Origin of the sequence: Arcicella gelida (assembly GCF_034931025.1) — a bacterium.
In the GTDB taxonomy this organism is placed as follows: Bacteria; Bacteroidota; Bacteroidia; order Cytophagales; family Spirosomataceae; genus Arcicella; species Arcicella gelida.
This window is the reverse complement of sequence record NZ_JAYGIL010000016.1, coordinates 82,719-102,104: the sequence shown is the minus strand read 5'-3', so window position 1 is coordinate 102,104 and position 19,386 is coordinate 82,719. Positions and strand designations below refer to the sequence as shown.

The window sequence follows — 19,386 nt, the reverse complement described above, 5'->3', positions numbered from 1 at the left end:
TCGAAAAGTAATATTTAAAATGCAATATTACTTTAATTTTGACAGAATTTCATTTGCTGCGGCTTTTTCTTGTGAATCTGTACTATTATTCAGTACTTTTTCAAGAATTTCCTTGGCTTCTTCCTTTCTATCTAGTTCAGCTAAACAATATCCTAAATTCAAAGCCGCTTTTGAATTCGACGGGTTATTCTTTAAAATTTGTTTGAAACGTTCAACCGCTTTTCCAAACTGATTTGAACGAATCGATAAAATACCTAAACTGAACAAAGCTGGTTCATAATCTGGTTCCTTTGCAATTACTTCTCTCAACATCGTAATTCCCTGCATGGGCGTAGAAGTTGAAACGTAAGTCATTGCCATGTTGGTTTTTGCCAACAAGTTTTCAGGATTTTTCGCCAAAACTTTCGTGAAAATCTCTCTGGCCTTTTCCCCTAACACAGTTGTTTTTTCTGCTTGAAGCGAGTAGGTAAATGCTTCGTAATACAAATTACCTGCTTTCATCAAATTCATTTCTGAGGGTTCGATTTTGGCTACTTCCTCGGCATAATAAGCAGCACTGTCGAAGCGTGTGTATTCCACAAATTTAGCGATTAATTCATCCGCTGCCTTCATTTTTACTTTCGCAGTACTCCCATTCAAATAACTCCCCTTCAATTGCGCAATCACACGTTGCTGTTCAACACTCAATGTTGCTCCATGGCTTTCGGCACTCTCTTCCGTTTTCGATGCTGTCGTTTTATCACGATTAGCAGTTGCAGCAGGGACTTCATTTGAAGATTGCTCTAACGTCCTTTTCTCATCGCTAACAACTACTTTGGGTAAACTGTACAAACCGCCAACTAAACCGAAGGCAATTACGATGATAATGATAAAAGACTTTTGCATGATTTCTTAAGTTTTTTAAGCTATTAATTTATCTGTTAAGGTAAATTTAAAACCCAAATCACTGTTAAAGCGCCACCCACGGATAACAAAGAATTTGAACAGACAACTAAACTTAATCTATTTTGCGTTTGACTTAACCTGTTCTACAAAAGTTTTTGCAGGTTTGAAACTAGGAATAAAGTGTTCTGGAATCTCAATTGAAGTATTCTTAGAGATATTACGAGCAATTTTGTGTGCTCTTTTCTTGTTTACAAAACTTCCGAAACCTCTTACATAAATTGGTTCACCATTCGCAAGGTTGTCTTTAACTACCGAAAAGAAAGACTCAATTGCACTTGATACATCTGCTTTGTCGATACCAGTCTTGTCTGAAATTTCTGCGATTACGTCTGCTTTAGTCACTTTTTGAAAATTTTAGGATTAATAAAAAATATGTTAAACAAATAATGATTGGTTGCATTTCAGCATTGAAAATAACGGTAGAGTTCACCTTGAATTTAGTGATGAAATCATTACTTTCGTAACCCCTTGATTATTAAGGGTCACAAAGGTACGGCTTTGGTTTGAATTATGAAAGAAACAAAAAAATATTATCCGAACTTTTTTTTCGTAATTGCTTAATTTTGAACCGTTTGCCAAAACTGAAAACCGTTCTCGAATATCAATTTTCAAGTGATTTTCTTGAAAAAGCAACAAAATCACTCATTTTAAGTACAAATCTCTATTTGTGAACAAACAAACTACTCATCCCTTGAAAAACGATTTTTTCTCAAAAAAAATTACGAATTGGTATCTTCAAAACAAAAGAGATTTACCTTGGCGAAACACTCATAACCCATATTACATCTGGTTATCCGAAATTATTCTTCAACAAACCAGGGTGGCGCAAGGCATGCCTTATTATTATAAGTTTATGGAAGCCTTCCCTACTGTACAAGATTTAGCCAATGCTGATGAAAACGAAGTACTCAGGCTTTGGCAAGGTTTGGGTTATTATTCCAGAGCAAGGAATTTGCACAAAACCGCCAAAATGGTTGTGGAAGATTATAAGGGCATATTTCCAGAAAAGTATTCGGAATTATTAAAATTAAAGGGAATCGGTACTTATACTGCGGCGGCGATTGCCTCTTTCGCTTTTGGTGAAAAAGTAGCTGTTTTAGATGGTAATGTTTATAGAGTACTTTCAAGAGTATTTGGCGAAGTGACTGATATTTCTGGGAAAGATGCCAAAAAAGTATTTACACAATTGGCTGAAAGTGTATTACCAGCAAGTGATTCGGCAACGCACAACCAAGCCATTATGGAATTCGGAGCGATGCAGTGTACTCCTGCTTCGCCAAATTGCATGTTTTGTCCACTGGCGATGGAATGTATTGCCAACGCTACAGGACAAGTATCCTTATTACCCATAAAAACTAAAAAGGTAAAAGTAAAAGAACGTTTTTTTTATTACTTTATCATCGAACAAAATGGTAATTTTGCCATGCGTAAAAGATTAGGAAGAGATGTTTGGGAAGGGATGTATGATTTTTATCTGAAAGAAATTGAGGAAAATATTCAAGATTTATCGTATCTTGCTATGGAAGACACTTTCTTGTCTGAATTAATAAAAAATTCCTTAATCAAAAGAGAATCAAGCATATACACTCATATACTTACTCATCAGCGCATACAAACAAAATTTTGGCATTTAGAAGTAGATAATCATTTTCTCTTACATTTGCCGCAAGAACTTGAATGGTACAACCTCAATGAAGTTGATGATTTACCTAAATCAACCTTGGTAAATAATTACTTAAAAGAGTACGTATTTGAATAAAAAATAGATTTTTAGAATGAACTTTTTTTACTTGGTAAAAGCTAAATCTTAGTATTAGCCCTTGGTATAAATTGGTAAGTTGTAAGTTTTTCATTAAATTCACATAGGTTCTCAAACTTTTAAAAACAAACAAAAATGGCTGGCGTAAACAAAGTAATTCTTTTAGGAAGATTGGGATCTGACCCAGAAGTAAGATCCCTACCGAGTGGCTCAAAAGTGACAACTTTTAGCATTGCAACCTCTGAGGCATACAATAACAAGGATGGTCAAAGAGTAGAACAAACAGAATGGCATAGAATTGAACTTTGGGACAATTTGGCTAACATCGCTGAACAATATCTTCATAAGGGAGATTCCGTGTATGTAGAAGGCAAAATTCGTACAGAGGAATATACAGATAAAGATAATATTGTTAGAAAGGCTGTTAAAATTAGAGGTACTTCAATGACCTTGGTTGGCGGTAGAGCAAGTAATGAAGGAAGTGCAGAAGGTGGTTCGGCAATGCCAGCGCAACAGCAACGTCCAGCACCAGTAAAAACGGCAGCACCAGTGCCTGAATTCAATAACAATGCTGGTGGTGACGACAGTGATGACTTACCATTTTAAATTATAAGTTATTTGGTGATTAGAGATTGGTAATTAATATTTTTCATTCAACACTATCAAAAAGATAGCCTGAAAACACTTAATTACCAATCATTCAAATTTAATCACTAGCAACTAAAACCCATTATATTTTGGAAACCCGATTATCCGACGAACCTCACCCGATTTTGGTGCTTTTAGCCCAAGTTGAAAGCACCTCTTCTTATAGCGTTTATGGAATCAATGCCTTGATTCTATTAGGCTTATTAATTTTATCAGCTTTATTAGCTGGCTCTGAAGTTGCATTCTTTTCATTATCTGCCGAAGAACGTGCTGCTTGCCGTGATAGCGACAGTGGAACAGAAAGAAAAATCTCTAAATTACTAGACAAACCACAGTTGCTTCTTGCTACTTTATTGATTTCCATCAATTTAGTAAACATTACCTTTATTACCATTTCTACTTATGTAACCGAACAAGTAGTCGGAGAAGAACAAAAGGAAGGATTGGTAGCAACATTAGTCCTTTTAGTAGGTGTTACATTTATTATTACATTTTTTGGAGAACTCATTCCCAAAGTATGGGCGCAACAAAACAACCTTCGTTTTGCTAAAATCACCGCTCCATTATTAGAAATTGCTACTATCGTTTTTCAACCCCTTTCTTCACTTTTATTAGGAATCAGTAATATAATCGAAAAAAGAGTTGAAAGAAAAGGTTACACAATTACTGCCGACGAGCTAAATCATGCCCTAGAAATTACCACGGGCAAAGACACATCAGAACAAGAAAAAGACATTTTAAAGGGCATTGTAAACTTTGGAAGTACTTCCGCAAAAAGTGTAATGCGTTCAAGAAGAGATATTACCGCTTTTGATATAGCTTTTGATTTCCATGAATTAATGGATAAAATCAATAAATCTGGTTATTCGAGAGTACCCGTTTACAAAGAAACCATTGATAAAATTGAAGGTATTTTGTACATCAAAGACCTTTTGCCTCATCTTGAAAAAGACGAACATTTTAAATGGCAAGATTTGTTACATCAAACTTTTTTCATTCCTGAAAGTAAAAAAATTGATGATTTACTGTACGATTTTCAAGAGAAAAGAGTTCACATGGCAGTTGTCGTGAATGAATATGGAGAAACCGAAGGAATCGTGACAATGGAGGATATTATCGAAGAAATTGTAGGTGATATTCATGATGAATCGGATGTGGAAGATTTAGGTTATGTTAAACTTAGCGATGGTTCTTTTGAATTTGAAGGAAAAGTTTCTTTAAATGATGTATGCCGTGCTTTAGGGCTTGATAACGATTATTTTGATAAAGCCAGAGAAGACAGCGAATCGCTTGCGGGACTTTTAATTGAACTTTTCACGAGATTACCACATGCTGGCGAAGAAATTGAATACGAAAAATATAAATTCAGAATTTCTTCTGTCGATACTCGTAGAATCAAAAAAGTAAAAGTAACACCCAAAATAGAGGAAGAAGTCAATACCAATACGCCACCAAAGGAAAGTGAATAGGCTTTTCAACATCAATCTCAATATGAAAAAGCTTCTTATTCTACTTTTAATGGCTTTGTTTTCTTGTGAAAAAAAGCCCAATCCAACACCAAGCCTTAGTGATGATTTCGACAATCCAACAGATGCAGGTTTACTCGAAAATAAAGCAATCGACGAAGCTTCTGGGTTAATTGCTAGTCAGAAAAATAAAGATTATCTCTGGACACATAACGACAGCGGTGACGAAAACAGGATTTTTTTGATTGATAAAAATGGAAAAGGCTTATTTCAGTTCCATTTAGAAGGTACGATAAATCGTGATTGGGAAGCAATGGCAATCGCTACTTTTCCAGAAGGTTCATACTTATACATTGGCGAAATTGGCGACAATAATGCTCAATATGAAGATTATGCCATTTATCGTGTAGCCGAACCAACAATTACAGGAAGTACCCAAGCAGTGAATACTTTAAGTAATGTTCAAAAAATTACTTTTAAATATCCTGACGGAGCTAAAGATGCAGAGTGCATGCTGATTGACCAACAAAGTAAGGATATTTATATTTTGAGTAAACGAGAAAAAAATCAGCGACTTTACAGACTTGCTTATCCACAGTCTTTTACCCAAACGATGACGGCTGAATTTGTGGAAGAAGTATCATTTTCATTAGGAACGAATCAAGCATTTTATATTACTGATGGAAGTATTTCTTCGGATAATCAGGAAATACTCATCAAAAATTATCTGCAAGTTTTTCACTGGCGACGCCAAAGTAACGAGAGTATTCCTACAGCGTTGAAGCGTGCTGCAAGCGTGTTACCTTATGTTGCAGAACCACAAGGAGAAGGCATTTGCTTTAGTAGCGATGGCTCAAGCTTTTATACTATTAGCGAAGAAAGCGACAATAAAATTCCAGTGCATTTGTATCAAAGTAAAAGAAAATAAACATGAGTCATCCCTAATTTTCTTTTGGAATAGGGAATTTATGAGTTTTGGAGATTATTCTCGTCCTTACTTTTTGTCTTGATACAAAAAGTAACAAAAAAATCAAGAATTCCTAAACTCGCTCCGCTCAAACAGTAGGAATTCGTTGTCTATCAATCATAAAAAAGTGGTCAAAATTAGTCTTGACCACTTTTTTATGATTTTAAAATTCGAGATAACTCATGTTTTCTAATGTGCTGGTCTATTGGGAACAGGAGCCGAAGCATGAAAATTTTGATAAATTTTTTGAGCGAAATCATCTAAAATCTCAATCACTCTTTCACGACTTTCAGATTTAACAACCATTCCAATATGATATTCTTCATTCATTCGCCAACAAATTTCTGGCACATCAAAATCGGCTAAATTTGGGTATTGTTGTCTAGTTAAAGAAATAATAATGCCTGAGTAAAGATTTTCAAAAGTTGGCAAAACATACTCTTCATTTTTCGCAACAGCCGTTTCTATATTTGCCCATTCTCTCCACAAATTAATTCCAGAAGAAGCTTCAACCATTTCAGCTAAATTTGCCCCTCCTACTCTGGATGCCGTTTCTAAAAAAATTATTTCGCCCGTTTCATGGTCTTTGATGAATTCAGAATGTGTGGCAGAGTAATTCATGCCAAAAGCTTTCATTACTTGTGCATTTACTTCTTGAAGTTCAACATCAAGAGCAGAACCGATAGGAACTGTCACAGAGCGAAAAATGCCACCGCCATGTGCTACTTCCATCGGTGTTGATAAATATTGACTTGAGCGAGAAAATATAAATTCACCATTTAATGAAAGTGAATCAACATGAAAAACATCGCCCGGTTTAAATTGTTCTACCAAATATTCGTGTCGGCGGTCACCCAAATAATGAACTACTTCCCACAATTGCCCCGAATTATATACTTTCCGAATACCCGTTGCGGAAGCTTCCGAACGAGGTTTAACAACACAAGGATATTGTACTTTTTGGGTAAATTCAAAGATGTCATTATCGTTAAACAAGCTGGAAAACATTGGTACTTTTATTCCAGCTTCTTGAGCTTTCATTCGCATTGCCAATTTATCTCTAAAATGTCTCCCTGTAGTTTGCCCCATTCCCGGAATTCGAAAATGTTCACGAAGATGAGCTGCTTTTTCAACATCAAAATCATCCAAAGCTACAATTCTATCAACTTTCCTTGAACGCATCATATAGGCTAAACCTAAAATAATTTCATTCATATCAATAGAACCATCCGCTTTTTCTTCTACATAAAATATTTCATCAATAAATTCTCTTACCCAAGGTTTATACTCTAGCTTTTTATTGGTCAGTAAATACACCTTATTTCCTGCTTGCTTGCAGGCTCTCAAAAACTCATTCCCTTTAAAATAAGTTGAAATACAAAGAAAAGAAAGCGTTGAAGACATAGTTTTTTAGGATTTAAATAGATTTCGGAATTAACTAAAATTAATAAAATCTAAGGATTAAGCCAAGAAACCATGCACTATATTTTCATTAAAAAATCAACCAACAACCTTACTCCAAAAGCCGTCCCAGCTCTTTGTGACGCAAAATCTGTATCGCCAAAGGCTGTTCCTGCAATATCCAAATGAGCCCAATTGGGGTGGTTATCTGTAAATACTTCTAAAAATTTTGCCGCAGAAATAGCACCAGCCATTGGTTTGCCAGAGTAATTACGCACATCAGCAATATCCGACGAAATATCTTCTTTATAGACATCCCACAAAGGTAAACGCCAAAGTCGTTCACCAGTTTGGTTTGCAGCTTCGGTTAAAGTATCAGCCAATTCATCATTATTGGTAAACATTCCTGCGGCATGATAGCCCAAAGTAGCCACACAACTTCCTGTTAAAGTGGCTAAATCAATGATGGTATCAACCTTGAAATTGCGAGTCAAGTAACTTAATCCATCAGCTAAAATCAACCTTCCTTCAGCATCAGTATCAATAATTTCTATCGTTTTTCCTGAATAAGAATTAATTACATCACTTGGCTTGAATGATTTTCCATCTACAGCATTTTCGCAAGCAGGCACAATTCCAACTAAATGTACAGGCAATTCAAGTTTTGCGGCTAATTCAATCGCACCAAAAACAGCGGCAGCTCCGCCCATATCCGACTTCATCAAGTGCATGTTCGTAGAAGATTTTATCGAAATACCACCCGTATCAAAAGTTACTCCTTTACCAACCAAGCCAACAGTTTGTTTAGCTTTGGGCGAACGATATTCCATAATAATCAACATCGGAGCATGTTCGCTACCTTGTCCAACAGCCAAAAGTGCATTCAATTTCTGGCTATTCAACTGTTGTTTTTCCAAAACTTTTACCGAATAATTGTACTTTTCGCCAGAAGCCACAGCCCATTTTGCTAAAGTATGTGGAGATTTTTTGTTTGCTGGAGCATTCATCAAATCAAAAATCTGCATTTGGGTTTCGGCAATGGCTTTTCCTTTTTCAATGAAAGCTACTGCATTTTCCGATTCAGCAAGAATATTCAAAGCACCATCATTTCCCAAAAGTGGAATACTTGCTTTTTCATCAGTTTTATACAAACGTAAATCATAAGTACCCAAAAAACATCCGTTTACGATAAACTCAATCCAAGTTTCAGGAAGCTTTCGTGCATCAATCGTTATTTCGTTCGGTAATTTGCTTTTGTGTTGATGAATCAAAGTTCTGAAAGCACGAATAACTTCTGAAGAATTAGCTTTTTTGCCCAAACCCAACAAAATAACTTTTTGGTTCTGAGACGAATAGAATGAATGTATTTCCTTCAAATCCGCCTTAAAATCAGCTTGAAGTAAAAGAGCATCAACTCCAAACATTTCAGCAATTTGTGCTAATTCATCCAGTATTTCTTCGGATTGAAGTATTGGCAAAATAATCGCTTTATGGTCTGGTTGGAATTGAGCAACGAGTTTAACTTTAATATTATTCATGTTAATATTCAGTTATGAATGGTGAAATGAAATTAGGTATCAACAAAAAGTGCCACCCTCAACAGGTGGCACTTCGTGATACATTTTAATATCCAATGCTAATATTCATCTTCGTTAAAGAAGAAATCATCTTTAGTAGGATAATCTGGCCAGATTTCTTCGATGCTTTCATAAGGTTGACCGTCGTCTTCCAATTCTTGCAAATTTTCAACTACTTCAAGTGGCGATCCAGTACGGATAGCGAAATCGATTAGTTCATCTTTCGTGGCAGGCCATGGAGCATCTTCTAGGTAGGATGCTAATTCAAGTGTCCAGTACATATTATATGAATTTGATTACAATTAATTACTAATTTCAAAAAATAAAATCCTGAAAATAAGATACTTACCAGCTTACTTTTTAGCATTTTTCATTCCCTTTTTTCTCAGGATTGCAAAAGTATGCGTTTTTTATTTACGAAAAACTTTTTTCTGGAAAATCTTGTGTTGAATTAACTAAATTTATTTGAAAAAAGTACACTTAAAGCTATAATTATTTACAATTTTGTACCCAAAATCATTTATTATCCTGAAATTCAACAAAATACTTAATCTTGATTTAAGAGATTAAATAAACATTAAATTTATTACCATGAAGTACCACAACCTTACTTTATCTAAAAAACCACTTGTAGAAGTATGCGCTTATTCTTTTGAATCGTGTGTAGCAGCCGAAAAAGCCCAAGCCAACAGAATAGAACTTTGTAGTTCAATGTTTGAAGGCGGCACTACTCCATCGGCTGGTTTAGTGAAAATGGTTACACAAAAAGTAAACATAGAAGTACACGCTATGATTCGCCCACGTGGTGGAGATTTTTGCTACAGTGACGAAGAAATTGAAGTAATGAAAGCCGATATTCTTTCAATGAAAACACTCGGTTGTGCTGGCATCGTCTTAGGAATTTTACAAACAGACGGCAAAGTAAATATTCAACAAACCGCTGAATTAGTAAAACTAGCAGCACCTTTGCAAGTAACTTTCCACAGAGCCATTGATATGACCCCCAATTATGCAGAAGCATTAGAAGCCATTATTGAAGCGGGTTGTTCTAGAATTTTAACTTCTGGACAAAAAAATGTTGCCATCGACGGCATCGAAGAAATTACTAATTTAGTTAAACAAGCCAATGGCAGAATCCAAATTATGGTGGGAAGTGGCGTAAACTTAAAAAATGCTCTAACAATAGCCCAAACTGGCGTTGATGCCATTCATTTAACAGGAAAATCAACCAGAGATTCTGCCATGATTTACCGAAAAGAAGGTATTGTCATGGGCGGTTTGCCAGCAGTACCAGAATATGAAATCGCTTATTCGGATAGTCAAAAAATACAAGCAGTTGTACAATTACTTGACCAAGCTTTTCAGCCAAAAGAATAAAGAATCCTCAATTTATATTTCTTGAAAAAACAAAAAGAAGTATTTCTTTTCGATATACCTAATGATAAATATATTCGTTTTAGGCTTGATACAATATTATTCAACAACGGATAAACAGATTTTACTTAACTTTGAAGAAATAAAATCGCTGATATAGCCAAAAAAAATTATCAGTATTTTATTTCTTCAATATGCTACATATTTAATGATGAATTTCAATCTTCGATATATTACTTCTTTGCTCGTTACTTTTTTAGTAATTGCGCAGCTTTCGTATGCTCAAAAACGTGAATCTTCAAAGAAAAAAGAAGAAACATCACAGGCACAATTGCTTGAAGCCGAATCGTTTTTTACGGAAGGAATGAAATTTTATATGATGGAAGATTATGACAAAGCTATTGAAGCTTACGAAAAAGCTTTGGCCATCGTTCCCGATAATAGTGGTATTTTATATGCTATGTCGAACAATTATTTAAAATTAAAAGACGAAAGCAAAGCCATTATCTATGCAGAAAAAGCTTTTCAGCAAAATGCAGAGAACGAAACTTATGGAGAATTGTTGGCAGATTTGTATGTTAGAAAACAAAAGTATAGTGATGCAGCCAAAATTTACCAAAGTTTAATTGCGTTGAATCCTTCAAAATCTGAATTTTATGTAGCACAAGCTGCTGTTTATATTTTTGACAGTCGTTTAGACGAAGCGATAAAATCGTATAATCGTGCAGAGAAAATCATTGGTATCAACGAAGAAATTACTCGCCAAAAACAAATGGTTTTGGTAAAAATGGGCAAGGTAGAAGAAGCCATCAAAGAAGGTGAAAAACTCATTGCTTCAGACCCCGAAGAAATTGATTATAACATCGACCAAGCAGAATTGTTGATGTCGAACAAACGCAACGACCAAGCAATTCCATATCTTGAGAAAATATTAACAATGAATCCTGAAAATGCACAGGCACATATTATGCTGGCACAATTGTATCAGGAAAAAGGGGAAATTGAAAAATGTAATCGTGAATTAGCATTAGCTTTTGCAGATGCTAGCCTTGATGTTACGACGAAAGCTCGTATTTTGATTGGTTATATGAACACGGCGAAAGATGAAAAATCAAAAGAAACTGCGTTCAATTTAGTAAAAATCTTGGTGAAGACCAATCCCCAAGATCCAAAATCCCATGCGATTTATGGCGATTTACTTTTCCAAAAAGGTGATGAAAAATCAGCAAGAGATGAATATGTGAAAGCGGCAAGATTAGATAAATCTATCAACGAAGTGTGGGGAAACATCATCAATATTGATTTTAAATTAAGACAAATCGACAGTGCCATCGTTCACAGCGAAGAAGCGATTGAAGTATTTCCGAACCAAGCCGCATTTTGGTATTTGAATGGCTCGGCATATTATCAAAAAAGAAACCATAACAAAGCCGCAGAATCATTAGAAGAAGCTAGACGGCTCACGCCTGAAGGTTCAGAGTTGGTTCAACACATCAACGCACTTTTGGGCGATACTTATAATAGTTTAAGTAAGTATCAAAAATCTGATGAAGCCTACGAAGCTGCTCTAAAAGTTGACCCAAATAATGACCACGTGTTGAATAATTATACTTATTTTCTATCCTTGAGAAAAGAAAAAATGGAATTAGCAGCAGAAATGGGTGCTAGACTTGTGGAAAAACATCCCGAAAATGGTACTTATCTGGATACTTATGCCTGGGTACTTTATGTAATGAAAGATTACAACAAAGCTCGTATTTATTTAGAAAGAGCCATAGTTCAAAATAAAAGTAATAGTGGCACGATTATAGAACATTATGGAGATGTCCTTTTTCAATTAGGCGAAAAAGAAAAAGCGGTAGAACAATGGAAAAAAGCAAAAACCATTGGTTCAACCAGTACTTTAATCGATAAAAAAATTGCAGAAATGAAATTAATAGAATAAAGATTTTAATCATCAAGCTATTAATTACATAATCTTAAAATATGAAACATTACTCATTAATTCTTTTAGCGTTTACATTTTTTATTGCTTCTTGTAAACGTCAGCATATCAGTAAAACTTCCGATACTCAAATCATAGATTCGCTAAAATTAGCAGAATCTAAACCTGCCAATGATTCGCTCGTTACACAACCTGTAATTACGCCAGAAGTTGTAGCTACAGAAACGACAGACGAAGAGAAAGTAAAAGTTGATGAAATTGACTTCAAGTATTTAAAGGCAAAAGCAAAGGTTTCGTACAAATCGGCAAAAGATAATCAAAGTTTTACTGTTGATATCAGAATGCGTAAAGACAGTTTAATTTGGATGAATGTTTCGGCATTTGGCATTACTGTAGCTACGGCACTTTTCAACGATAGTTTGGTAAAACTGTACGATAAATATCATGGCGAATACAAGGAATATTCCTATTCGAGCTTTGCAGAAAAATTCAATTTCAATGTAAATTATGATATTCTTCAAGCTTTGGTGGTGGGAAATCGACCTTTCAAAAAGAATAAATCAAGAGTAACTCGTAGCAATGAGTACTACTTATTGAAACAACAAGAAAACAAAGTATTGATTGATAATTACATTGGTGAAAATAAAAAGCTAAAAAAAATCCTACTTACTCAGGAAGATACAAGTAATAAATTAACTTTAGACTTTGATGACTTCACAACCTTAAATCAATTTTTGTTTCCACAGTCAAGTTTAATTACTTTAGATTATCAATCGAAAGAAGATCAAAAAATGTATCAAACCCTTGTAAACATTAAACATACCAAGGTTGAATTATTAGATACTCCGTTGGAATTTCCTTTCAGAGTACCTGAAAAACTATTAAATAAAAATTAATCTTTTATCAAAAAGTTGAATTTACATATCAAGCAACATCAAGCAGCCCTGAAATTCGTTTCAGGACTGCTTCTTGTTTTGTTGTATTTCGTTCCGAACTTATCGACTGCTCAGGATAAAAAGAAAAAATTAGAAGCGGCAAAGCGAGAGAACTTGCAAAAAATTCAGGAAATCAATAAAATCATTGAAAAGACTGAACAAAAAAAAGAAGCAAGCGTAGGCAAACTCAACGCATTAGGCGAAAGAATTGATAAGCAAGCCAAACAAATTGACATTATTTCTGAGAATCAACAATTACTTCAAAACGAAGCCGAAGAGCTAAAAAAAGCAACAGGAGAACTTTCTGGCAACCTTGAAAAGCTGAAAGCAGAATATGCCAAAATGGTTTTTACCGCCGCAAAAACCAGTAATAAAGTAAATAAGCTTAGTTTTTTATTTTCTTCAAGTAATTTTAATCAATTAATTCGTCGTTATAAATATCTTCAACAATACTCTTCCGCTCGTGAAAAACAAGCACTTTTAATTCAACAAGTACGCTCTGAATTATTGACAGAACAAGTAAAGATTTTACAAAAAAAACAAGAGCAAGATGCTGTTTTGCGTGAAAAAATCACAGAAACACAAAACCTACAAGTATTGAAAGGCAAACAAACAGAAGTTGTAACAGAATTAAGCCAGAAAGAGAAAAAATTAAGAGCCCAACTAGAAGCCAATAAAAAAGTAGTAGAACGTTTGGAAGCAATGATAGCCAAAATTGTAGAACGTGAAATTAAACGTTCGCAAGAGCGTGAATTATTGGCAAATAAGCGTAGTCAAAATAACAAAAAAGTTACTTCAAACAGACAAGCCATTGCCATGAATGTTGAAGAAACAAGATTGGCAAGTTCCTTTTCAGCCTTGCGTGGCAGAATGCCTTGGCCAGTTAATTCTGGTTTTATTGCTAGTCGTTTTGGTGTGCATAATCATCCAGTTTTAAAAGGAGTAAAAACCAACAATAATGGTATTGATATTCAGACAAGTGCAGGAAATGATGTAAGAGTAGTTTATGATGGTGTAGTGCAATCAGTGGTTTCAATTCCTGGTACTTATATGGTAGTTGCTATTCAGCATGGCGACTATTTTACCATTTACAGTAAACTTTCAAATGTTTCGGTAAGAAACGGACAAAGAGTACAAGCTGGACAAAAAGTTGGAGAAGTAGCTTCGGATACAGACGGAACTTCTGAATTAAATTTTCAAGTTTGGAAAACATTCGACAAACAAAACCCAGAAAATTGGCTTCGACAAAAATAGTTTTCAACACCACAACTCAATGGAATGATAGCGTTTTCGTGAAAAACTTAGGCAAATAATTCATTAATTCCCATTATTTTAGTTAGTTTTGAAATTAGCCTTGAAAAGATTAAACAAAAACCTTTAAAGTTCCAAGAGATTTCCTAATTTTGCAATCCGATTTTGAAGCTAGTAAAAAATGATTAGTTATTTGCTTTGTAAACTCATTATCAATCCATTATACAAAGACAAATAACCAACAACAAATAAAGATAAAAACCAACAATGACAAAGAAAGACGAAAAAACACCCCTCGAGTTTTTGGAAAGTGCAGAAGGATTGAAAACTGAGTTAGGAAACGATCTTGATAAAGTACAACACGTTGTAGATAGCAATAAAGGATTATTTGCAGGTGTTGCTGGTGTATTAGTCGTAGTAGTATTAGGTTACTTTGGCTATAAATATTATGAAACTACTCAAGATGAGGAAGGCCAAGCAAAATTATTCAATGCAGTTTATCAATTTGAAGCAGATTCAAATAAAGTAGCCGCTAAAGAATTAACGAAAGTAGCAGAAGATTTCGGTGGAAATGCTGGAAACTTAGCAAGCTTTTATGCAGGTGTTGCTAACTTGAAAGAAGGTAAATACGATGCAGCAATTGAGCAATTAAAATCTTTCAGTAGTTCAGATTTATTGGTTCAAGCTCGTGCTTATTCTTTAATCGGAGATGCTTATACAGAGAAAAAAGCATACAGCGATGCTATTGATTATTACAAAAAAGCAGCTGAATACAAAGCTAATAAATTCTTTACGCCTACTTATTTAATGAAGTTGGCTGCTGCTTACGAAGCAAACAAAGAAGAAAAAGAAGCGTTGGCTGTTTATACAGAAATCGTAGAAAAATATGCAGAGTCATCTGAATCCATCAACGCTAAGAAATATAAAGCGGTGTTAGAAGGCTCTGTCTCTGAATAAGAAAATCAATCAATATATTGATACAGAAGGGATAAGAGCATAAAGTTCTTATCCCTTTTTTTGTACAATTTGTCCATAAGCTAAAGCTTATAGCCTAAAGCCCGTATAAATCATGTCTTCAGCACATAAAAATTTAAGTATTTTCTCCACTGAAAATTTACCAGATGTAAGCAACAAGAAATTTGCAATGGTAGTAGCAGAGTGGAACGAAGAAGTAACAAATGCACTAGCGGCAGGAGCGCACAAAACACTTTTAGCCTACGGAGCAAAAGAAGAAAATATTATCCGAGTAAACGTTCCGGGTAGTTATGAATTGACATTTGCCGCACAAAAGATGGCTCAAAAATCAGACATTGATGCAGTAATTTGTATCGGTTGCGTAATTCAAGGAGAAACAAAGCATAATGATTATATCAATAATGCTGTAGCTCAAGGACTTACCACAGTTAGTTTAAAATACGACAAACCTGTTATCTTTGGTGTACTTACTCCAAATACAGAACAACAAGCCCTCGACCGTGCAGGAGGAATCCACGGAAATAAAGGTGACGAAGCGGCTATTACAGCGGTGAAAATGTTGGGGTTTTAGAGAAGAGAAGGAAAAGATAAAGGAATATTAAATTGTCAGAGGAATTTAGCACATTTTAACAATAACGTTATGCTACAAGCCATCGAATTTCCGACCATTCTTACGGATAATCATCATATTGATATTCCGAGTAATCTTCGTTCACAGCTCAAAGCAAATCAATCTGTTAGAGTGATTGTTTTGGTAGACGAAACGCCATTACCTACAAAAAAGAAAGAAAGAAAACTTGGTATTTTGAAGGGAAAGCTATCAATCCCTGATGATTTTGATGAGCCTTTGGATGATTTAAAAGAATATATGTATTAATTACTATGAAAACATATCTAATTGATACGCATATTTTTATTTGGGCAATTTTAGAGAATCCTAAACTTTCTGAAAAAATAGTGATGCTTCTTAAAGATACTGACAATCAAATATTTGTCTCACAAGTAAGTCTTTTTGAAATTGCCATTAAACAACGTTTGAATAAACTACCCAATTTCGATATTTCAATCAATGAACTTGTAGAAAAAATTGAGTTGGTAGATTTTAAAATTTTACCAATTAAGAACGAACATATTAATACTTATAATACTATTGAACTGGTAGCTGACCATAGAGACCCTTTTGATAGATTACTCATAGCAACAGTTTTTCAAGAAGGAATCACATTAATTTCAGCCGACGAAAAATTTAAATACTATCAATCTCAAATACAAATCATTGATAATCATTAATTAACAATACAATGCAAGTATGGAAATTTGGGGGAACTTCCGTTGGGAAGCCCGAGCGAATGCACTCAATTAAAAATTTGATTACTGAAGATGGTAATCGTAAAATTGTCGTTTTGTCTGCCCTTTCGGGTACTACAAACGCTTTGATTTCTATTGGAGAATCCCTAAAAGCTAATAATGATGCAGAAGCAACTCAGAAAATCAATGAGTTGTATGCTCACTACGAATCTTTTATCAAGGAGCTTTATAGTACAGAAGCTGGCTACGCAGAAGGAAAAGCAATTATTGAAAAGGAGTTTTCTTTCATTCGTTCTTTAGTAAATATCAAACTATTTTCAGTAAAACAAGAAAAGGAAATTGTAGCAGAAGGAGAATTACTTTCTACGCAAATGTTTGAAGCTTACTTGCGTGAAGAAGGTGTTAGTGCTGCATTATTGCCTGCTTTAGACTTTATGTTGATAGATGCAGACAATGAGCCAGTTTTGAAATTTACAGAGGAGAAATTAGGATCAATTCTTGGACAGTTAACAGATAAACAAATCTTTATTACACAAGGATTTATTTGTAGAAACCCTCGTGGCGAAGTAGATAACTTAAAACGTGGTGGTTCTGATTATACAGCGTCATTGATTGGCGGTGCAATCGTTGCTGAAGAAGTACAAATCTGGACAGACATCGACGGAATGCACAACAACGACCCACGTATTGTGAAGAAAACGTTCCCAATCCGTGAGTTGACTTTTGAAGAAGCAGCAGAATTAGCATATTTCGGTGCAAAAATTTTACATCCAAGTACTATTACTCCTGCCAAAATGAAAGGCGTTCCTGTACGTTTGAAAAACACCATGGAACCAGCCGCTTATGGTACTTTAATTGCCGACAAAACATCTGACCGTGAAATTAAAGCTATTGCAGCCAAAGATAATTTGACAGCAATCTACATTCACTCAACCAGAATGTTGAATGCTTACGGTTTCTTGCGTAGAGTATTTGAAGTATTTGAAAAATACAAAACGCCAGTAGATATGATTACAACATCGGAAGTATCCGTTTCTGTAACCATTGATAACGACGAACATTTAGAAGAAATCATGGCAGAATTACGTCAATTTGCTGATTTAGAAGAATGCGATAAAGACCAGACTATCGTTTGTATCGTTGGAAATTTCTCTGCCGACAAAGAAGGTATTGCCTTAAAAGTATTAGAAGCTATGAAAAACATTCCAATCAGAATGATTTGCTATGGTGCTTCCGAGCATAATATTACTTTATTGATTCATGGCAAAAACAAAGCTGCGGCTTTGAATGCTTTGAACGAACGTTGCTTTTTGTATGAAGATGCGATGAAAGATATTTTCTCCGCTCCTTAATCATAACAACATCGCTTGATAGCCGTGTTGTGAAACCTGTTTCCAGCACGGCTATTTTTTTTATATTTGTGGGAACAAAAAGAATAAAACTTTTCCCTCAAGATTAATCACATCAATTCAGAAGATTTAAAAAATATTCAGAAAGTACTTGACTAAAAAATATGTTACAAATACAACAAATTAAAGAAAACAAAGCCACTACTATTGAAGGCTTACAACGCAAATACTTCAAAGATGCAGAAGAAATCGTTGAGAAAGTATTAGCATTGGACGAGAAACGTCGTGAAACACAAGTTGAGTTAGATACTACTTTAGCCAAATCGAATGCCTTAGCCAAAGAGATTGGTGGTTTGATGAAAGCTGGTAAAAAAGAAGAAGCCGAAGTGGCTAAAGCCGAAACGAGTACTTTGAAAACTCGTTCTAAAGAATTAGAAGAAGTATTGAGAAATATAGAAACTGAACTTTATGAAGTATTAGTCACATTACCAAACTTGCCTCATAGCAGTGTCCCAGCAGGAAAAACACCAGAGGAAAATGAGGTTGTTTTAGAGAATGGCGTGATTCCTACTTTACCCGAAAACGCTCAACCGCATTGGGATTTAATAAAAAAATATGACATCATAGATTTTGAATTAGGCAATAAAATTACGGGGGCTGGATTTCCTGTTTATAAAGGAAAAGGGGCAAGAATCCAACGTGCTTTGATTAACTTTTTCTTAGACGAAGCTATTAATGCAGGTTATACCGAAATTCAACCTCCTATTTTAATCAATAAAGAATCTGGTTTTGGAACGGGACAATTGCCTGATAAAGATGGACAAATGTACCACGCTACCGAAGATGATTTATTTTTGATTCCAACGGCAGAAGTACCCATCACGAACATGTATCGTGATGTAATTTTACAGGAAACTGATTTACCAATTAAAAATGCTGGTTATACGCCTTGTTTCCGCCGTGAAGCTGGTTCTTGGGGAGCTCATGTACGTGGTTTGAATCGTTTACATCAGTTCGATAAAATTGAGATTGTCCGTATCGAAAAGCCTGAGAATTCTTACGCAGCTTTAGAGGAAATGTCATTACACGTACAAAGTATTCTTCAAAAATTAGAATTGCCTTACAGAGTATTACGCTTGTGTGGCGGTGATATGAGTTTCACTTCTGCCCTTACTTATGACATGGAAGTTTGGTCAGCCGCTCAAGGTCGTTGGTTGGAAGTAAGTTCTGTTTCAAATTTTGAGACTTATCAAGCCAATCGTTTAAAATTAAGAATGAAAACCGAAGGTAAATCTCAGTTATTACATACGCTGAATGGCTCTGCTTTGGCTTTGCCACGTATTTTAGCAGCCATTCTTGAGAACAATCAAACTGAAACAGGTATCAAAATTCCAAAAGTACTCGTTCCATATTGTGGTTTTGAAGAGATTGCTTAACAAAACACTTTTCGCATTATCTTTTCTAGTCATGATTATTGACGATAAAT

At 34.9% G+C, this 19,386-nt stretch carries 19 protein-coding genes; 14 read left to right on the top strand and 5 right to left on the bottom strand.

Translation table 11 applies throughout. From position 1 onward, the window contains the following. Window positions 1-27: 27 nt before the first annotated feature. The gene (locus VB776_RS14140; protein ID WP_323697364.1) at window positions 28-885 is read right to left on the bottom strand and encodes a tetratricopeptide repeat protein; all 858 of its coding nucleotides are present in this window, start codon (window positions 883-885) and stop codon (window positions 28-30) included. Between the two features lie 117 nt (window positions 886-1,002). Further along, window positions 1,003-1,287 (bottom strand): HU family DNA-binding protein, encoded by a 285-nt coding sequence (locus VB776_RS14135; protein WP_184135073.1) that lies wholly within the window; start codon window positions 1,285-1,287, stop codon window positions 1,003-1,005. 349 nt (window positions 1,288-1,636) lie between these two features. On the opposite strand from VB776_RS14135, the gene mutY reads away from it, so the two are divergent. The 4 genes from mutY to VB776_RS14115 all read left to right on the top strand — a co-directional run bounded on the left by mutY (window position 1,637) and on the right by VB776_RS14115 (window position 5,746). Further along, window positions 1,637-2,704, top strand: coding sequence for an A/G-specific adenine glycosylase (gene mutY, locus VB776_RS14130; RefSeq protein WP_323697363.1), 1,068 nt, complete (start codon window positions 1,637-1,639; stop codon window positions 2,702-2,704). A gap of 135 nt (window positions 2,705-2,839) precedes the next feature. Further along, window positions 2,840-3,310: a single-stranded DNA-binding protein gene (locus tag VB776_RS14125; RefSeq protein ID WP_323697362.1), complete on the top strand. Its 471-nt coding sequence runs from the start codon at window positions 2,840-2,842 to the stop codon at window positions 3,308-3,310. A gap of 131 nt (window positions 3,311-3,441) precedes the next feature. Further along, the gene (gldE, locus tag VB776_RS14120; RefSeq protein ID WP_323697361.1) at window positions 3,442-4,821 is read left to right on the top strand and encodes a gliding motility-associated protein GldE; all 1,380 of its coding nucleotides are present in this window, start codon (window positions 3,442-3,444) and stop codon (window positions 4,819-4,821) included. A 22-nt stretch (window positions 4,822-4,843) separates the two neighbouring features. Then, on the top strand, window positions 4,844-5,746 hold the full coding sequence (locus VB776_RS14115) for a hypothetical protein (RefSeq protein WP_323697360.1): 903 nt from the start codon (window positions 4,844-4,846) through the stop codon (window positions 5,744-5,746). Window positions 5,747-5,974: 228 nt separating this feature from the next. Here VB776_RS14115 and VB776_RS14110 read toward each other — a convergent pair whose 3' ends face one another. From VB776_RS14110 to VB776_RS14100, 3 genes are all read right to left on the bottom strand, one after another. After that, on the bottom strand, window positions 5,975-7,189 hold the full coding sequence (locus VB776_RS14110) for an ATP-grasp domain-containing protein (protein WP_323697359.1): 1,215 nt from the start codon (window positions 7,187-7,189) through the stop codon (window positions 5,975-5,977). 77 nt (window positions 7,190-7,266) lie between these two features. Next, window positions 7,267-8,724 carry a leucyl aminopeptidase family protein gene (locus VB776_RS14105; RefSeq protein ID WP_323697358.1) on the bottom strand — a complete coding sequence of 486 codons (1,458 nt, stop codon included), beginning with the start codon at window positions 8,722-8,724 and terminating at the stop codon, window positions 7,267-7,269. A 98-nt stretch (window positions 8,725-8,822) separates the two neighbouring features. Beyond that, window positions 8,823-9,044 (bottom strand): DUF2795 domain-containing protein, encoded by a 222-nt coding sequence (locus tag VB776_RS14100; protein ID WP_092018230.1) that lies wholly within the window; start codon window positions 9,042-9,044, stop codon window positions 8,823-8,825. A gap of 310 nt (window positions 9,045-9,354) precedes the next feature. On the opposite strand from VB776_RS14100, the gene VB776_RS14095 reads away from it, so the two are divergent. From VB776_RS14095 to serS, 10 genes are all read left to right on the top strand, one after another. Beyond that, window positions 9,355-10,140 (top strand): copper homeostasis protein CutC, encoded by a 786-nt coding sequence (locus VB776_RS14095; protein ID WP_323697357.1) that lies wholly within the window; start codon window positions 9,355-9,357, stop codon window positions 10,138-10,140. Window positions 10,141-10,345: 205 nt separating this feature from the next. Continuing rightward, on the top strand, window positions 10,346-12,082 hold the full coding sequence (locus VB776_RS14090) for a tetratricopeptide repeat protein (protein WP_323697356.1): 1,737 nt from the start codon (window positions 10,346-10,348) through the stop codon (window positions 12,080-12,082). A gap of 41 nt (window positions 12,083-12,123) precedes the next feature. After that, window positions 12,124-12,978 (top strand): DUF4292 domain-containing protein, encoded by an 855-nt coding sequence (locus VB776_RS14085; protein WP_323697355.1) that lies wholly within the window; start codon window positions 12,124-12,126, stop codon window positions 12,976-12,978. Window positions 12,979-12,993: 15 nt separating this feature from the next. Beyond that, entirely contained in the window at window positions 12,994-14,271 is a 1,278-nt protein-coding gene (locus VB776_RS14080) for a murein hydrolase activator EnvC family protein (RefSeq protein ID WP_323697354.1), read from the top strand. A 264-nt stretch (window positions 14,272-14,535) separates the two neighbouring features. Further along, on the top strand, window positions 14,536-15,225 hold the full coding sequence (locus tag VB776_RS14075) for a tetratricopeptide repeat protein (protein ID WP_323697353.1): 690 nt from the start codon (window positions 14,536-14,538) through the stop codon (window positions 15,223-15,225). 112 nt (window positions 15,226-15,337) lie between these two features. Continuing rightward, entirely contained in the window at window positions 15,338-15,814 is a 477-nt protein-coding gene (gene ribH, locus VB776_RS14070) for a 6,7-dimethyl-8-ribityllumazine synthase (RefSeq protein WP_323697352.1), read from the top strand. A 69-nt stretch (window positions 15,815-15,883) separates the two neighbouring features. Then, window positions 15,884-16,120 carry a DUF2281 domain-containing protein gene (locus tag VB776_RS14065; protein WP_323697351.1) on the top strand — a complete coding sequence of 79 codons (237 nt, stop codon included), beginning with the start codon at window positions 15,884-15,886 and terminating at the stop codon, window positions 16,118-16,120. A 5-nt stretch (window positions 16,121-16,125) separates the two neighbouring features. Continuing rightward, complete coding sequence (locus VB776_RS14060; RefSeq protein ID WP_323697350.1) at window positions 16,126-16,533, top strand: type II toxin-antitoxin system VapC family toxin; 408 nt, start codon at window positions 16,126-16,128, stop codon at window positions 16,531-16,533. 11 nt (window positions 16,534-16,544) lie between these two features. After that, the gene (locus VB776_RS14055) at window positions 16,545-17,903 is read left to right on the top strand and encodes an aspartate kinase (RefSeq protein ID WP_323697349.1); all 1,359 of its coding nucleotides are present in this window, start codon (window positions 16,545-16,547) and stop codon (window positions 17,901-17,903) included. Between the two features lie 161 nt (window positions 17,904-18,064). Then, the gene (gene serS, locus VB776_RS14050) at window positions 18,065-19,336 is read left to right on the top strand and encodes a serine--tRNA ligase (protein WP_323697348.1); all 1,272 of its coding nucleotides are present in this window, start codon (window positions 18,065-18,067) and stop codon (window positions 19,334-19,336) included. Window positions 19,337-19,386: the final 50 nt, after the last annotated feature.

Bases quoted from the DNA above. Each gene is read 5' to 3' on its own strand.
- VB776_RS14125 (WP_323697362.1), top strand. From the start codon at position 2,840: ATGGCTGGCGTAAACAAAGTAATTCTTTTAGGAAGATTGGGATCTGAC.
- VB776_RS14100 (WP_092018230.1), bottom strand. From the start codon at position 9,044: ATGTACTGGACACTTGAATTAGCATCCTACCTAGAAGATGCTCCATGG.
- VB776_RS14085 (WP_323697355.1), top strand. From the start codon at position 12,124: ATGAAACATTACTCATTAATTCTTTTAGCGTTTACATTTTTTATTGCT.
- VB776_RS14065 (WP_323697351.1), top strand. From the start codon at position 15,884: ATGCTACAAGCCATCGAATTTCCGACCATTCTTACGGATAATCATCAT.
- VB776_RS14110 (WP_323697359.1), bottom strand. From the start codon at position 7,189: ATGTCTTCAACGCTTTCTTTTCTTTGTATTTCAACTTATTTTAAAGGG.
- VB776_RS14140 (WP_323697364.1), bottom strand. From the start codon at position 885: ATGCAAAAGTCTTTTATCATTATCATCGTAATTGCCTTCGGTTTAGTT.
- VB776_RS14090 (WP_323697356.1), top strand. From the start codon at position 10,346: ATGATGAATTTCAATCTTCGATATATTACTTCTTTGCTCGTTACTTTT.
- VB776_RS14055 (WP_323697349.1), top strand. From the start codon at position 16,545: ATGCAAGTATGGAAATTTGGGGGAACTTCCGTTGGGAAGCCCGAGCGA.
- VB776_RS14095 (WP_323697357.1), top strand. From the start codon at position 9,355: ATGAAGTACCACAACCTTACTTTATCTAAAAAACCACTTGTAGAAGTA.
- serS (WP_323697348.1), top strand. From the start codon at position 18,065: ATGTTACAAATACAACAAATTAAAGAAAACAAAGCCACTACTATTGAA.
- ribH (WP_323697352.1), top strand. From the start codon at position 15,338: ATGTCTTCAGCACATAAAAATTTAAGTATTTTCTCCACTGAAAATTTA.
- VB776_RS14075 (WP_323697353.1), top strand. From the start codon at position 14,536: ATGACAAAGAAAGACGAAAAAACACCCCTCGAGTTTTTGGAAAGTGCA.
- VB776_RS14105 (WP_323697358.1), bottom strand. From the start codon at position 8,724: ATGAATAATATTAAAGTTAAACTCGTTGCTCAATTCCAACCAGACCAT.
- VB776_RS14060 (WP_323697350.1), top strand. From the start codon at position 16,126: ATGAAAACATATCTAATTGATACGCATATTTTTATTTGGGCAATTTTA.
- VB776_RS14115 (WP_323697360.1), top strand. From the start codon at position 4,844: ATGAAAAAGCTTCTTATTCTACTTTTAATGGCTTTGTTTTCTTGTGAA.